The organism is Chlorobaculum sp. 24CR (assembly GCF_004118635.1).
GTDB lineage: Bacteria > Bacteroidota > Chlorobiia > Chlorobiales > Chlorobiaceae > Chlorobaculum.
Genome location: NZ_SDGU01000039.1, coordinates 13,208 through 27,730, shown reverse-complemented (window position 1 = coordinate 27,730; position 14,523 = coordinate 13,208). Strand labels below are relative to the sequence as shown.

Below are 14,523 nucleotides of genomic sequence, written 5' to 3'. Positions count from 1 at the left end.
GTCAAGGTCGAGAAATTGAGTATAAAAAGTTGCATTCACAGCAGCTCCAACTCTTCTAAATACCTCGAAGCTCTGCTTCGAGGATCCTTTATTCGCTTGCCAAAGACCTTGAGGCCGCGTCGAAAAAGGTCAAAGCCGATGCAGCATCGCTTCAAACAGCCCATGACGCAGTCACCCTGTTGACAAAGCTTACCTCTCTTGTCGGCAGTCTTGTTCTCGCTTTCGTATGATGATTACGAGCCTTGTTTGGTGTTTCAATGCTTCACCCGATCCGCCGGCAAAGCTCCTCAACCAGCGCGTCTATCCCGGCTTCGTCAACTGGCGCAGGTACCCATTCGACATTCAGCCGGTTGCGGAAAAAAGTCATTTGCCGTTTGGCGTAGTTTCTGGTGTGTTGGGCGATGAGGGCTTCGGCGGTCTGGAGGTCGTGCCGTCCCTCGAAGTGCTCGAAAAGTTCGCGGTAGCCGACGGTGGCGAGGGCGTTGAGGGTTTTGCTGCGCCACTGGTCGCCATACTTGTCGAAAAGACGGCGGGCTTCGGCTTCGAGTCCGGCCTGCATCATCGCTGTCGTGCGGCGGTTGATGCGCTCGTAGAGCAGCTCGCGTGGCTGATCGAGGCCGATGACGGTGAAGTCGATGCCGGACGGCGGGCCGGAGGTTTTGCGTTGCAGGGCGGTGACGGTTGCGCCCGTAATTTCGATGATTTCGAGGCTTCGGACGAGTCGTTGGCTCTTGGTGGGGTCGAGCGTTTTTGCCTGTTCCGGGTCGAGCGCTTCGAGACGGCGGTAGAGCGCTTCCGCGCCGTGTCGCTCAAGCTCGCGCTTCAGCCGCGCCCTGATTTCCGGATTGGCGGGCGGCAGTTCGGCGAAGCCTTTGAGCAGCCCTTCGAGGTAGAGCGTCGAGCCGCCCGCGACGATGGGCGTAATGCCGCGCTGACGTAGTTCCCGGATCCGCTCCGTCGCCTGCTCCGCGAAATCTCCGGCGCTGAAGGGTTCGCCGATCTCCTTTTCGTCGATGAAGTGGTGCTTTATCTCCTCCAGCATCCACTTCGGCGGCTTGGCGGTGCCGATGTCCATGCTCCGGTAAATCTGGCGCGAGTCCGCCGAGATGATCTCGCCGCCGGTTTTGCGGGCGATCCGGAAGGCCAGCTCGGTTTTGCCGGAGGCGGTGGGGCCGAGCAGCACGAGGACAGGTTTCTGGCTCATCGTCAGCTTTCGGCGGGGAAGAGCGGTTTGAGGGCGGCACAGACCTTCGAGACCGGCAGGCCGACGACGTTGTAGTAGCAGCCGTCAATGCCGGTGACGAAGCAGGCGAGCAGCGGATCCTGGATGCCGTACGATCCGGCCTTGTCGAAGGGTTGCATCAGTTCGATGTAGCGGGTGATTTCGGCGGGCGTCATCGCTCCGAATTCGACGACGGTGCGGGCGTAGTCGGCAATCGACTCCCCGTCGTGCACGATACAGAAGCCGGTGAGCACCTCGTGGCTGCGGCCTTGCAGCGCCGAGAGCATCTCGAAGGCGTGATCGAAGTCGCCGGGCTTGCCGAGCGCCGCGCCGTCGAGCACCACCGTGGTGTCCGAGCCGAGCACGACCGCTCCGGCGTCAGCCTCCGGCAAGGTGCGCAGGAGGGCTTCGGCCTTTTGCCTGGAGATTTCCATCACATTTTCCTCGATCGACAGCGCCGGATCGAAGGTCTCGTCAATCCCGACCGAGGCGGTCTCGAACGGAATGCCCGTCAGCGCGAGCAGCTCCTTGCGGCGCGGCGATTGCGAGGCGAGGATGAGTTTGCGGCGTCCGGTCATCAATCAAACGTTTTCCAGTTTCTCTTCGACAGGTCGCGGAAGATCATCGCGCCAGCGACCGCTCCGGCGGCGTAGTAGAGCGCGGCGGTGAGTGGCTCGCCGAAGATCAGCTTGCCGGTGCCGAACAGCATGGCGTAAACCAGCACGATGCCGAAAAACCAGTCGGCGAAGAGAGCGGGGAAGCCGGTATCGCCTTTGACGTCAGGCAGTTCGTCGGCCACCGGTTTCCACAGCGCTCCGCCGACCCGCGTGGTGCGGTAGAAGGCGTGCAGCTTTTCGCGGTCGGTTGGCTTGGTGAGCCAGGTGACGGCGAGGGTTACGGCAATCGTGAAGAGCACGATGATGTAGATCGACTCAGGGAATTCGATCGCAGTGAACTGGCTGATCCAGGTGTAGGCCACGATCGGTGCGACCATCGAACTGATCTCCGACCAGGCGTTGAGTCGCCACCAGAACCAGCGCATGATGAGCACGAAGCCCGTGCCCGCGCCGCACTGGATGATGAACTCCCACGCGCCGGTGATGGTCTCCAGCACGTAAAAGGTGATGTAAAGCGCGAAGATCGCCGTGATCGCCGTCACGATTTTCGAGACGAGTACGTAGTGCTTCTGGTCGGCTTCAGGCTTGAAAAAGCGCTTGTAGAGGTCGTTGATGAGGTAGCTCGTGCCCCAGTTCAGGTGGGTCGAGAGCGTTGACATGTAGGCCGCCATGAAGGCTGCGATGAGCAGGCCTTTCAGCCCCGGGGGCAGCACGGCGTTCATGACGTGCACGAAGCCATCCTCCTTCTGGGCGGCGGGCAGGTCAGGGAACATCACGAGGCTTGCCAGGCCGACCACGATCCAGGGCCACGGGCGGATAGCGTAATGGGCGATGGTGAACCAGAGGGTGGCCAGCAGCGAGTTTTTTTCGTCTTTGGCGCTCATCATGCGCTGGGCGATGTAGCCGCCGCCGCCCGGCTCCGCCCCCGGATACCACGACGACCACCACTGCACGAACGCCATGGCGGCGAAGGCGGTGAAGGGAAGCGCGTAAGCTCCAGTCTGAGAACTGTTTACGGTCGAGGAGAACGACGGGAAGAAGTCGAACATCCAGCCGGGCAGCGCCTCTTTCAGCCCGCCAGCCGCTGTGACCTGCGGTGAGTTGACCGCCAGCACGGCGAGGATGATGCACCCGACCATCGCGATGACGAACTGCACGGCGTCGGTGATCGAAACGCCCCAGAGGCCCGACATGCCGGAGTAGATCGTCGTGAAAATCACCAGAGCGACGATGGTGAGCTGCGGGTCGAGGCCGGGGATCATGATCGTGATGATCTTGAACATCGCCAGGTTTACCCACCCGATGATGACCGCGTTGATGAACAGGCCGAAATAGAGCGCCTTGAAACCGCGCAGAAAGCTCGCGGCCTTGCCGCTGTAACGCAGTTCGATGAATTCGAGGTCGGTCAAAATGTTTGCCCGCCGCCAGAGCCGCGCGAAAAAGAAGACAGTGAGCATCCCGCCAGACACGAAGGTCCACCACACCCAGTTCCCAGCGATGCCGTTTTTAGCCACGAACCCCGCCACCGCGAGCGGCGTGTCGGCGGCGAACGTCGTAGCCACCATGCCGGTGCCCGCGATCCACCACGGCAGCTTGCGCCCCGAAAGAAAGAATTCGCCGACGTTTTCAGAGGCCCGTCGCGAAAAGAACAGGCCAACCAGCAGGGTCAACAGCAGATACCCCGCAATGAAGGCAATATCCAGAGTGGTAAGTTGCGGCATGTGTGGGTGTTGGGTTAGGAAGAATAGGGCATATAAGTCCTATAGGTCGTATAAGTCCTATACGACCTATAGGAGAAAAGCCAGGGGCGGCGTAAAACCAGTCGCCCCGCTGGAAAATTATGCCTCTATGCGCGACAGCTCAAGGAAGCTCTGGTAGCGGTCATCGACTTCGAGCAGGTCGAGTTCGTTGTAGCGGTATGGGCCGAACTGCTCGACGCAGAAGCTGGCCATGGCGCTGCCGTAGAGCACGGCCTTGCGCATCTCGGCTTCGCTCTTGCTGCCGCAGCGGGCCAGGTGGCCGATGAAGCCTCCGGCGAAGGTGTCGCCCGCGCCGGTCGGGTCGTAGATCGATTCGAGCGGGAAGGCCGGGGCCGCGAAGATGCCGTTGTCGGTAAAGAGCAAGGCGCCGTGCTCGCCCTTCTTGATGATGAGGGTTTTCGGTCCCATCTCGCGGATGATGCGCGCGGTCTTGACCAGGTTCGGCTCGCCGGAGAGCAGGCGCGCTTCGCTGTCGTTGACGATGAAGACATCGACCCGCGCGAGCACCTTTTTCAGCTCTTCGGGTTTGCCCTCGATCCAGAAGTTCATCGTATCGCACACGATCAGTTCGGGAGCGTCAATCTGGTCGAGCACCTTGAGCTGCAACTCGGGATCGATGTTGCCGAGGCAGACATACTTCGCGTCGCGGTACTGCGCCGGGACGTGCGGATCGAAGGCGGCGAAGACGTTCAACTGCGTGTCGAGCGTATCGCGGGTGTTCATGTCGTAGTGGTAGCGGCCTGCCCAGCGGAAGGTTTTGCCCTCCTCGACAACCTGGATACCCTTGGTGTCGATGTTCTTGGAGTGGAGCAGGTCGAAGTGCTCTTTTCCGAAATCGGAACCCACGACGCCGACCATCCTGATCGGCTCGTCGGTGAAGTAGCTGGCCGACAGTGCGATGTAGGTCGATGAGCCGCCGAGGGTGTTGTCGGAGCGGCCAAAGGGGGTTTCGATGTCGTCGAAAGCGAGGGATCCAATGACGAGAAGTGACATGATGTGATGATAATTAAATGGTTTAGTGGAAAAATTGTCAGCATTGCTCTTCTGTTGTGTCCGGCAGCTCGAACAAGACGCACTGGCCGGGAGCGAAATCGATCACGAGCTTGTGGTCGGTGACCGTCAGCGTCCGCCCCGAGATCAGCTCTTCGAGTTCCATCTCCTGTTGGCCGAACTCCATCGTGCCGGTGACCGGTTCCTCGAAGTTGCTGTTTCCGGCGAACACCAGATTCCTGCCGCCCGATTTGCGCATGACGGTCAACAGTTGTGTCTCGGAGATGTAGGGCTGCGTGATCGAGCCTTTGTCGCCGCAGCGGACAAGCTCGAAGTAGCGGCTCCGGATGGCGAGCACCTTGCGGATGTCGTCGCAGAGTGGCTCCAGGCCGTTCGACTCCGCCCAGTCGCAGGAGGCGGGAGCGAAGAGCGGCAAGCTCTCGGCGGGGAAGCGCTCACGGTCGTCGTCGGTGAAGTTCAGGCCGAGGTTGACCGGCTGCCACTCGCAGATTTCCATCCCTGAATGGATGAACGGCATGGCCGGAAGCACCGCGCCGAGCGTGAAGAGGAAGAGCGCGCGGCGGCGTCCGGCCTCTTTGCCCGCAAGATTGTGGCAGACTCGCGGCGTGTTGTGATTTTCGCCGGTGGCGAAAAACGGGATCGCCACGCCGTTGCGGTTCAGGAAGTTGAGCAGCCCCTTGATGAAGAGCACGTCGTGAATCACGAAGGGCAGCGAGCCGAACACGGCGTTGAAGCCCTCCTCCTTCAGCTTCGGCGACGGGTCGAAGTTCTCGTCCCAGAAGGCGAACTCCGGTGCGGCACGGCGCGCTTCGGCCACGATCGAGGCTTTCAGCTCTGGCGGCAGGGCGTGGCCCATGTCGATCATCGCGCCGTCGATGCCGAACTGTTCGCGGTACCACGGAATGATGCCGGTGATCTCCCGCCACAGCGCCGAGGCGCGGAACTCCGGGCGTTCGAGCGCCTCGTCGTACATCCGTATCGTGTTGTAGGCGATGTAGTTGAAGCGCGGCGAATCGTGCAGCTTCAGGTAGGTGACGTCGGTCCACGGCGGCTGGCGGTCGTCCGGCGGCCAGTCCGAAAAGGCGCTGGCGATGACGCACGGTTCGCCGTCCGCCGTCGCGCCGCTGTAGCCATGCTCGCCAAGCGCCAGCTTTTCCGGAGCCGGAACGAAACGGTTGCGGTAGGCCTCGTCAGGTTCGGGAAGCTCGTGGAAATCGTGCTTGTCCACCTGCTCGTAAATGCGGGTCAGCTTGTCGTCCTCGAACGCCGGAGCGGCGTAGGGCGGCAGGCCCTCGCTGGATTTGATCCAGTAAAACCACTTCGGATGCTGTTCGATCCAGTCGCTGTCGATGGAACTCGTGCGAAAGACGAACTCGAAGACGACTCGCATTCCGAGGTGGTGCGCCGCTTCGACGAGCGCTTTCAGTTGCGTTTCGAGCGACAGGTCGAGCGCCGGTTCGCCGAGGGTTTCGTCGAGCCGGTACTGGTTTTTGATCGCATACGGCGAGCCGAGCGAACCCTTGCGGTTGACCGAGCCGATGCTGGTGAGCGGCAGGAGGTAGAGCGTGTTGACGCCCATTCGGCGGATGTAGGGCAGCATCGTGATCGCCTTCAGCAAAGTGCCTGTTTCGCGGAACCCCTCCGCCAGCGCGTCCGTGCCGATCTGCCCGTCGCGGTTGTGGTCGAACGCTGCATCGTAGCGGACGAAAAGGTTATAGACTATGGCCGAAGCGCTCCAGCCGGACTCTTCAGGCCCGGCGTCGAGCTTGGCGGGCGGCGCGTTGCCGATGGCGTCGAGGGTTTCGCTGAAATAGTCAAAAGGATCGACCACTGAAATGCCGGTTGCGCCGTTGCGCCAGAGGTTCGGCACGGCGTAGCCGGGCGAAGTGCTTTCGCGTCTCGCTTTTTCAAGCGATGCGATGAGCAGGTCGAGGGAGTGGATGGTCAAGCTGTCTGCCGGTTTTCTGTGAATCGAGAAAGCGAAAATTTCGCTCAAGATAATTATTATCGTGGAAAGATAAGCGGAACGATCGAAGGGGTGTGGAAATATGGCGGGATCGATGAGAACCATCAGAATGCAGATCGAGTATGACGGAACCGATTACTCGGGCTGGCAGCGCCAGCCGGGCGAAGTGCTGACCGTGCAGGGGGAGATCGAGCGGGTGCTCAGGCGGATCACGCAGGAGCCGGTCGGCATCGACGGAGCGGGCAGAACCGACCGGGGGGTGCACGCCCGTGGGCAGGTGGCGAGCTTCACGACCGGTTCGCCGATGCCGACGAGCCGCCTGATGCACTCGGCCAATTCGCTTCTGCCCCCGACGATCCGCATCACCTCGATGCGGCAAGCGCCGGAGTCGTTCCACGCCCGCTTCAGCGCCACCTCGCGCGAGTACCGCTACTTTCTCGTCGAACGCCCCTCGGCCATCGACAGCCGTTTTGCCGGATGCTGTCACGGCAAGCCGGATCTTTTCGCGATGAACCGGCTGGCGACGCTGCTCACCGGAACCCACGACTTCGCGGCCTTCTCGAAAGAGAGTTCCGACCAGCACGGAACCCTCTGCACGGTCTCGGAGGCCCGCTGGTACCGCTCCGGTCGGTTCTGCGTTCTCGGCATCGAGGCGAACCGTTTTCTGCGCAGCATGGTGCGCTTTCTGGTGGCGGGCATGATCGAAGCCGGGATGGGCCGACTCGAAGAGGAGGAGTTCGCCCGGATGCTCGAAAGCGGTTGTCGCCCGTCTGATCTGAAGCCCGCCGACGCGGCAGGTCTCTTTCTCTGGAAGGTGAGATATTGACAATGAAGAATTGGTCGTTGAAAATCGGATTGTGAAGGGTCGAAAATGATTGAATGCTCCTGTAGGCCTGTAGGCAATGAGCTGCCTCTCCGCGCTTGATTGGCGAGAAGCGTTGCGCCTTGCCGGTCGATGCCGTCTTGCGGTTTCGGTTGTCAATTGGCCTTTTCTCAATCTCCTGACCGCCATCGATACACTTTCATACAGGCTCCTTGTATTAATGGTGCTCTCTGGTTATGTTTCCGAATCATGCTTTATTGTCTCGAACCTGAGGGTGCCCAAGCAACCTCATTTGTTAAACCGGCCCGGTTTGTGAAAAGTTTTTTACCATTCAGGCATTTTGTTGTCTGTCTATTCGTGCAGGTTGCCGCATTGTCATCCGTGTCGTTCGGCGCGGAGCCTGACAGCACAGCGAACGCACGAGCCTCGCGTGTTTCGGAGATGCTTGACAGCCTTGTGACGAACACCTATTTTCAGGATGACCGCTTTTCGCCTGGTCAGCGGGGCGGCGGCAGCAACAGCAACTATCTTCCCAAAGAGTTTATTCCCCAGTTCAGTGATTCGGTTTACGCTTCCAGAATTGCCGCGCTGGCCAGAAACAGCCAGTTCAATCTCGTCTATAACGAGCATGTGAGGGGTTACATCCGCGTCTATGCTGTTGACAAGCGGAAGTTCGTCTCGAAGGTGCTTGGCCTGACCCATATCTATTTTCCGTTATTTGACGAATCGTTCAGGAAGTACGGGATTCCTCCCGAAATGAAGAACCTTGCTATCGTCGAGTCCGCGCTGAACCCTACGGCGGTATCACGCGCCGGGGCGCGCGGCTTGTGGCAGTTCATGAGCGGCACGGGCAAAATGTACGGCCTGCACTCCTCGTCGTTCGTCGAAGACCGGTACGATCCCTCCAAGGCGACCGTGGCGGCAAGCGAGCATCTTCGTGACCTGCACGACATGTTTGGCGACTGGTTTCTCGCGCTCGCGGCATACAATGCCGGACCCGGCGCCGTGCAGAGAGCCATTAGAAAAGCTGGCGGCGCGCGCGATTACTGGGAAATCTGGCCCTACCTTCCGCAGGAGACGCGAGGCTACGTTCCGGCCTTTATCGCCGTGACCTACGTCATGAACTACTATCGCGAGCACAATATCCGTCCTGCGCAGCCGGGTTATCTCTATTCCGAAACCGCCAGGGTCCCGGTCAATCAGTCGCTTACTTTCGAGCAGTTGAACGAGACGCTCGGCGTGACGATGGACGATCTCAAATTCCTCAATCCGCAATACAAGGCAGGCCTCATACCGGCTCCGGAATCCAGGCCCAACATGATGAGGCTTCCCAAGCAATACATCAGACCGTTCCTCGAAAAAGAGCGGGATATCTATGCATACAAGCCGGAAATGGTTGCCGAAAAGGCGCGCCTGTATGCCATGGTCAGGGAGGCCGACCGGCGGGATGATGTGATCAGCAGTGGCCGGGGCCGGAAGGTGCATGTGGTGCGGAAAAGGGAGACGCTCTCAAGCCTTGCCCGCAAATATGGCTGCTCGGTCAGTCAGATTATTGACTGGAACAATCTGAAAAGCTCAAAGCTGAGGTCGGGTCAGAGGCTGGTGGTGTTCAAGGCCGGAGGCGATTCCAGCCGCTCGAAAGCCTCATCCCGAAAGCTCGACAGAAAAAAAGGGAAATCAAAGAGCAAGTCTTTCCTGGACTCCGGAAAGAAAAAAGGGAAGAAAGGCGGAGCGGTCAACAAGCGCAAGAGTTCAGCAAAGAAGAGTTCCGGCAAAGGTCGTCACAAGAAGTGAGCCTCCCGGAATCGGCCCGATAGCCATCCGGGTTAATTATTCGTTCGTTTCCCGGTAGTTCTTCTTGTCATTGAAGTTTTTTTTTATCTTAAGCATTCAATTTTCGCGCGCGCCGTTTGTCCAGTAATTTCTGGGGTACGGACAGTTTTTTTAACCACCAACAAAGGGTACTTAACACAGCGTATGCGTAATATCATTTTCACCGGTAAGGGAGGCGTCGGCAAGACTTCAGTTGCGGCAGCGACAGCCCTGAAAGCAGCCGACATGGGTTACAAGACTCTCATCATGTCTACCGACCCGGCCCACAGCCTTGGTGACTCTCTCGACATGGAACTCGGGCCATCACCTGTAAAGGTCGCGGAGAACCTCTGGGGACAGGAGGTCAGCGTTTTCGGTGATCTCAACCTGAACTGGGATGTCGTCCGCGAGCACTTCGCTCACCTGATGGCTTCGCGCGGCATCGAAGGCGTCTATGCCGAAGAGATGGGCGTGCTTCCGGGCATGGAGGAGCTGTTCTCGCTCTCCTACATCAAGCGTTACAATGAAGAGCAGAAAGATTTCGATCTTCTCGTCGTTGACTGCGCGCCGACCGGCGAGACCCTCCGCCTGCTTTCGCTGCCGGAGACCTTCGGCTGGTTCATCAAGTTCATCCGCAACGTCGAGAAGTACATGGTGAAACCGATGATCCGCCCGCTCTCCAAAAAGGTCAAGAAGCTCGACGATTTCGTGGCTCCCGAAGAGGTTTACGAAAAGGTTGACAACCTGTTCTCCTCGACCGAGGGCATCATTGACCTGCTCGCCGACGGCACCAAAACCACCATGCGTCTGGTCATGAACCCTGAGAAGATGGTCATCAAGGAGTCGATGCGCGCCCTGACCTACCTGAACCTCTACGGCATCACGGTTGACAGGATCACCATCAACCGCGTCATGCCCGACCAGAGCCCTGATCCGTACTTCCAGCAGTGGCGCGCCATCCAGCAGAAATATATCGACCAGATCAACGACGCCTTCGCTCCGATTCCGGTTGCCGAAGTACCGCTGTTCAACAACGAGGTGCTCGGTCTCGAGATGCTTCGCAAGGTCGGCGAGAAGGTTTACGGCGATGAGAACCCGCTCGATATCTTCTTTAAGGAGGATCCGATCAACATCTCCAAAGTCTCCGACGGTCACTACAAGGTTCGCGTGAAGCTGCCCTTCATGGAGAGCATGGGTCTGGAACCGAAGATCATGAAGCTCGGCGATGACCTTACCATCCGTATCGGCGACTACCAGAAGATCGTTGCGCTTCCGCTCTTTCTGGCCGGCATGGAGTCAACCGGAGCATCGTTTGATAGCGGCTGGCTGAATATCGACTTTACCAAGGAGTAACAGGCTCCTTTCTTTCATAGCCTATTTGGAGGAACAGGAGAACCTGCCGGTGTGGCAGGTTTTCCTGTTTGTGGGCTTGCCGGAGCGACAAGGAATTTACACGCTCCGCCTCCGGTTATTCTGGTTGATTTGTTATCTTCCAAACATAGTTAATTGACGATTTTTCTGAGTACTACGAATGCAACAACTACAGGATTTACGAGTTTCAAGAATCATTACGCTCACCTCGCCAAAGGCGCTGAAGGAAAAACTGCCCGTTACCGAGCATATCGCCGATACGGTTTGCCAGGCCAGGCGAGAGGTCGAGAATATTCTGACCGGCAAGGACAACCGTATGCTGGTTATCGTCGGCCCCTGCTCTATCCACGACATCAAGGCGGCGCGTGATTACGCCTCGCGCCTTGTCGCCGTGCGCAAAGAGCTTGAAGCGGAGTTCTGCATCATCATGCGGGTCTATTTCGAGAAGCCGCGCACAACTATCGGGTGGAAGGGGTTCATCAACGATCCCCACCTCAACGATACTTACGATATCGAGCACGGGCTGTTCCATGCCCGCAAGCTGCTCATCGAGCTGAACGAAATGGGTCTGCCGGCGGCCACGGAGTTTCTCGATCCGATCTCGCCGCAATACGTTGCCGACCTCATCAGTTGGGCAGCCATCGGCGCGCGCACCATCGAATCGCAGACTCACCGCCAGATGGCCAGCGGCCTTTCGATGCCGGTGGGCTTCAAGAATGCGACCGACGGACGGCTTCAGGTGGCTATCGACGCCATCCGCTCGGCGATGCACCAGCACAGTTTCCTCGGCATCGACCAGGACGGCCACAGCAGCGTCATCACCACCAAAGGCAATCCCTTCGGGCATCTTGTGCTTCGCGGCGGCTCCAGCAAGCCGAACTACGATGCCGACAGCATCGCCCAGGCTGAAAAGAAGCTCCTGAAAGCTGAGCTGACGCCGCACCTGCTGGTCGATTGCAGCCACGCCAACTCAGGCAAAAAGTTCGGCAATCAGGCCAAAGTCTGGGAGAATATTCTCGTCCAGAAAGAGAACGGTAACAAGAGCATTGCCGGCGTCATGATCGAGAGCAACATCTGCTCCGGAAACCAGCCATTTCCGGTCGATCCGGAAGCGCTGCAATATGGCGTTTCTATCACCGACGAGTGCGTCTCGTGGGCCGAGACCGAGAAGATGCTTCGGGATGGGGCCTCGTTTATGAAGCAGGTTGGCTCGAAAGCCTGACGGCTCCGGGCATCGGAAATTTTTATCAACCAAAACTTGTCAGCAAAACAATGAATATCGACAGAGTTGTCTATGCCGTCGCCGGATTTTTCATTCTGGCCAGCGTCTTGCTCTCCATCTATCACAACCAGAACTGGCTCTGGTTCACCGGCTTTGTCGGACTGAACCTGTTCCAGGCGGCGTTTACCGGCTTCTGCCCGCTTGCCAAGATTCTCAAGGCTGCGGGTCTCAAACCGGGCCATGCCTTTGAATGACCCTCATCCGGCGGCAGGCGTTTCTTTGTTTGAAGAAGCTCCCGCCTCTCAATCCCCATCATTACTTCAACGACCATCATGAGCATCGAAATCAGGCGGGTCAAGACCAGCCGTGAGCGCAAGCAGTTCATCAGGTTCGCGTGGAAGGTCTATCGCAAAGATCCGGAACTGAACAGGAACTGGGTGCCGCCGGTGATTTCGGACTATATGAAAACGCTCGACACCGAACGTTACCCGCTCTATGAGCACGCCGATCTGGCGATGTTCACCGCCTGGAAGGATGGTGTCATGGTGGGCACGATCGCTGCGATCCGAAACCGCCGCCATAACGAGATTCATCATGACAAGGTGGGATTCTGGGGATTTTTCGAGTGCATCGACGATCAGAAGGTGGCCGATGCGCTCTTCGAGGCCGCGGCGATGTGGCTGAAAAGCAAGGGCCTCGACGCGATGCGCGGGCCGGTGAGTCCGTCGATGAACGACCAGTGCGGCATGTTGACCAAAGGCTATGACAGCCCGCCGGTGTTCCTGATGCTCTACAATCCTCCGTATTACAACGATCTGTGCCTGAACAGCGGCCACAAAATCGGCCAGGAGCTGCTTGCCTGGTACATCGACCAGAAAATGATCGACATCAGCCGCCTGAGCCGAATCGCGCAGCATGTGCTGAAGCGCGAGGGGCTGAGCGTCCGGGATATGGATATGAAGAGGTTCGACAGCGAGGTCGAGAAGATCAGGGAGATTTACAACAAGGCGTGGGAGAAGAACTGGGGCTTCGTGCCGATGACCGACAAGGAGTTCGATTTCATGGCCAAGAGTATGAAGTCGGTCGCCGACCCGCACTTCATCTATTTCGTCGAGGACAAAAACGGCAAGACCATCGGCTTCTCGCTGACGCTGCCCGACATCAACCAGGCGCTCAAGCATGTCAATGGCAATCCCTTCACGCCGTGGGGTCTGGCGAAGTACCTCTGGTACAAGCGCAACATCTCGATGTTCCGCACCATCACGATGGGCGTGCTGCCGGAGTATCGCAACAAGGGCATCGACAGCGTCATGAACGCGCGTATTTCGGAATATGGCGGCCAGCACGGCCTGTTCGCCAGCGAAATGAGCTGGGTGCTCAAGTCCAACGAAGCGATGAGCAAGCTCGCCAAAGTGATCGGCGGCATTCCCTACAAAGAGTACGTGATCTACGAAAAGTCGATCTGAAAAAGGCAGGCAAAGTGCGCTTATATGACTTATACGACCTATAAGTCATATAAGTCTTTCAAACAAAAAAGGAGCCCGAGAGCTCCTTTTTTGTCAACCTAACGTAAGGTAACCATAACCTTAGAACGAGGCCATAAAGACCAGATAGGATTTTTCGGTATCCGGGTTGTAGATGGCCGAAGCGGTGTAGCGATCCTTGGAGACCGAAATTCCGGTGTTGACCAGGGCAAGTCTATCACTCTCGGCACCGTCAAAATCGCCATAGTAGTCTTCGCTACCGAGGCCGGCCGTTGCTTTGGCGGTGTAGCCGTCCTTGTCGTAGAACTTGTAGCTGGCTTCGCAGTACACGGCGTTGTTGTAATCGTTACCGGCGACGAACACGCCTGCCATCAGGCCGACATTCTCGTGGCTGTAGCTGGCGCTGACTTCGATGGTGTTGTTGCCATCTTCACCGAAATCAAAGGTATTGCCGGCTTCAGGATTGGCGTTGTAGTCGGTCACGGCAAGAGTGACAGGGCCGACCGGCATGCTGATGGTGACATCGACCTCTTTGTAACGATCGCTCGTGCCTGCAACGTTATCGGTGTCCTCGGTAATTGCGTATGATCCCCAAAGGCCGATGCTCAGGCCATTCTTGAAGGTGTAGGAAAGATTCGGCTGGATAGCGGCTGAATCACCAAGATCGCCACCTCTCCAGACATAGCTGCTGACAACGTCCGCGCCAATTTTGAAGCCTTCGTCTGCCATGGCGTTGGTTGAACCGAACCCTGCGAACAGTACTGCGGCGAGGGCGATCAGTTTTGCTGTCTTTTTCATCGAGAAGAACTCCTTTGTTGTGGTGTTATGGTTTGTGTGTCTGAGAATGGCGGTTCCCCTTTCTGGAGAACCGCCGGAAAGAACATGGTGCAAGATCAACCGATGGCGGCGTGGCCTTTTTCTTCGGTTCTGATCCGGATGCACTCCGGAAGGTCGAAGATAAAAATTTTTCCGTCACCAATCTCACCGGTTTTCGCGCCCTTGATGATCGCCTTGACCGTGGCGTCAGCGAACTCTTCATTGACGGCGATCTCAAGTTTGACCTTTTTCAGGAGGTTGACCTCGCTCGGTACGCCGCGATAGACCTCCGTATATCCTCCCTGAGCGCCGCATCCGAGAGCATTGGTCACGGTCATCTTGCGAACCCCGGCGGCGGCGAGACTTTTTTTCACGTCCGGCAGCTTGTGGGGCTGGATCATTGCTACGATATATTTCAT

13 protein-coding genes are annotated in these 14,523 nt (G+C 58.0%); 6 read left to right on the top strand and 7 right to left on the bottom strand.

The window, feature by feature from the left end; translation table 11 throughout:
- Positions 1-262: 262 nt before the first annotated feature.
- The 5 genes from miaA to EST62_RS08690 all read right to left on the bottom strand — a co-directional run bounded on the left by miaA (position 263) and on the right by EST62_RS08690 (position 6,558).
- The gene (miaA, locus tag EST62_RS08710) at positions 263-1,204 is read right to left on the bottom strand and encodes a tRNA (adenosine(37)-N6)-dimethylallyltransferase MiaA (protein WP_129051713.1); all 942 of its coding nucleotides are present in this window, start codon (positions 1,202-1,204) and stop codon (positions 263-265) included.
- Positions 1,205-1,206: 2 nt separating this feature from the next.
- The gene (locus tag EST62_RS08705; RefSeq protein WP_129051712.1) at positions 1,207-1,800 is read right to left on the bottom strand and encodes a nucleoside triphosphate pyrophosphatase; all 594 of its coding nucleotides are present in this window, start codon (positions 1,798-1,800) and stop codon (positions 1,207-1,209) included.
- Positions 1,800-3,560, bottom strand: coding sequence for a sodium:solute symporter family protein (locus EST62_RS08700; protein ID WP_129051711.1), 1,761 nt, complete (start codon positions 3,558-3,560; stop codon positions 1,800-1,802). Before EST62_RS08700 ends, EST62_RS08705 begins: the two co-directional genes overlap by 1 nt.
- 117 nt (positions 3,561-3,677) lie before the next feature.
- Positions 3,678-4,592 carry a PfkB family carbohydrate kinase gene (locus EST62_RS08695; protein ID WP_129051710.1) on the bottom strand — a complete coding sequence of 305 codons (915 nt, stop codon included), beginning with the start codon at positions 4,590-4,592 and terminating at the stop codon, positions 3,678-3,680.
- 37 nt (positions 4,593-4,629) lie between these two features.
- Positions 4,630-6,558 (bottom strand): alpha-amylase family glycosyl hydrolase, encoded by a 1,929-nt coding sequence (locus EST62_RS08690; RefSeq protein WP_167599263.1) that lies wholly within the window; start codon positions 6,556-6,558, stop codon positions 4,630-4,632.
- 100 nt (positions 6,559-6,658) lie between these two features.
- On the opposite strand from EST62_RS08690, the gene truA reads away from it, so the two are divergent.
- The 6 genes from truA to EST62_RS08660 all read left to right on the top strand — a co-directional run bounded on the left by truA (position 6,659) and on the right by EST62_RS08660 (position 13,270).
- Positions 6,659-7,402, top strand: coding sequence for a tRNA pseudouridine(38-40) synthase TruA (gene truA, locus EST62_RS08685; RefSeq protein ID WP_129051709.1), 744 nt, complete (start codon positions 6,659-6,661; stop codon positions 7,400-7,402).
- A gap of 354 nt (positions 7,403-7,756) precedes the next feature.
- On the top strand, positions 7,757-9,193 hold the full coding sequence (locus EST62_RS08680; RefSeq protein ID WP_245153562.1) for a lytic transglycosylase domain-containing protein: 1,437 nt from the start codon (positions 7,757-7,759) through the stop codon (positions 9,191-9,193).
- A 183-nt stretch (positions 9,194-9,376) separates the two neighbouring features.
- Positions 9,377-10,564, top strand: a complete 1,188-nt coding sequence (locus tag EST62_RS08675) for an ArsA family ATPase (protein ID WP_129051707.1) — start codon at positions 9,377-9,379, stop codon at positions 10,562-10,564.
- Positions 10,565-10,742: 178 nt separating this feature from the next.
- Positions 10,743-11,804 (top strand): 3-deoxy-7-phosphoheptulonate synthase, encoded by a 1,062-nt coding sequence (locus tag EST62_RS08670; protein WP_129051706.1) that lies wholly within the window; start codon positions 10,743-10,745, stop codon positions 11,802-11,804.
- Positions 11,805-11,854: 50 nt separating this feature from the next.
- Complete coding sequence (locus EST62_RS08665) at positions 11,855-12,058, top strand: DUF2892 domain-containing protein (RefSeq protein ID WP_129051705.1); 204 nt, start codon at positions 11,855-11,857, stop codon at positions 12,056-12,058.
- Between the two features lie 78 nt (positions 12,059-12,136).
- A complete protein-coding gene (locus tag EST62_RS08660; protein WP_129051704.1) occupies positions 12,137-13,270 on the top strand; it encodes a GNAT family N-acetyltransferase in 1,134 nt (377 codons plus the stop codon).
- A gap of 120 nt (positions 13,271-13,390) precedes the next feature.
- Here the strand turns inward: EST62_RS08660 and EST62_RS08655 are convergent, their stop codons facing one another.
- The gene (locus EST62_RS08655) at positions 13,391-14,086 is read right to left on the bottom strand and encodes a TorF family putative porin (RefSeq protein ID WP_129051703.1); all 696 of its coding nucleotides are present in this window, start codon (positions 14,084-14,086) and stop codon (positions 13,391-13,393) included.
- Positions 14,087-14,181: 95 nt separating this feature from the next.
- Positions 14,182-14,523: a P-II family nitrogen regulator gene (locus EST62_RS08650; RefSeq protein ID WP_129051702.1), complete on the bottom strand. Its 342-nt coding sequence runs from the start codon at positions 14,521-14,523 to the stop codon at positions 14,182-14,184.

Bases quoted from the DNA above. Each gene is read 5' to 3' on its own strand.
- miaA (WP_129051713.1), bottom strand. From the start codon at position 1,204: ATGAGCCAGAAACCTGTCCTCGTGCTGCTCGGCCCCACCGCCTCCGGC.
- EST62_RS08705 (WP_129051712.1), bottom strand. From the start codon at position 1,800: ATGACCGGACGCCGCAAACTCATCCTCGCCTCGCAATCGCCGCGCCGC.
- EST62_RS08700 (WP_129051711.1), bottom strand. From the start codon at position 3,560: ATGCCGCAACTTACCACTCTGGATATTGCCTTCATTGCGGGGTATCTG.
- EST62_RS08695 (WP_129051710.1), bottom strand. From the start codon at position 4,592: ATGTCACTTCTCGTCATTGGATCCCTCGCTTTCGACGACATCGAAACC.
- truA (WP_129051709.1), top strand. From the start codon at position 6,659: ATGGCGGGATCGATGAGAACCATCAGAATGCAGATCGAGTATGACGGA.
- EST62_RS08675 (WP_129051707.1), top strand. From the start codon at position 9,377: ATGCGTAATATCATTTTCACCGGTAAGGGAGGCGTCGGCAAGACTTCA.
- EST62_RS08670 (WP_129051706.1), top strand. From the start codon at position 10,743: ATGCAACAACTACAGGATTTACGAGTTTCAAGAATCATTACGCTCACC.
- EST62_RS08665 (WP_129051705.1), top strand. From the start codon at position 11,855: ATGAATATCGACAGAGTTGTCTATGCCGTCGCCGGATTTTTCATTCTG.
- EST62_RS08660 (WP_129051704.1), top strand. From the start codon at position 12,137: ATGAGCATCGAAATCAGGCGGGTCAAGACCAGCCGTGAGCGCAAGCAG.
- EST62_RS08655 (WP_129051703.1), bottom strand. From the start codon at position 14,086: ATGAAAAAGACAGCAAAACTGATCGCCCTCGCCGCAGTACTGTTCGCA.
- EST62_RS08650 (WP_129051702.1), bottom strand. From the start codon at position 14,523: ATGAAATATATCGTAGCAATGATCCAGCCCCACAAGCTGCCGGACGTG.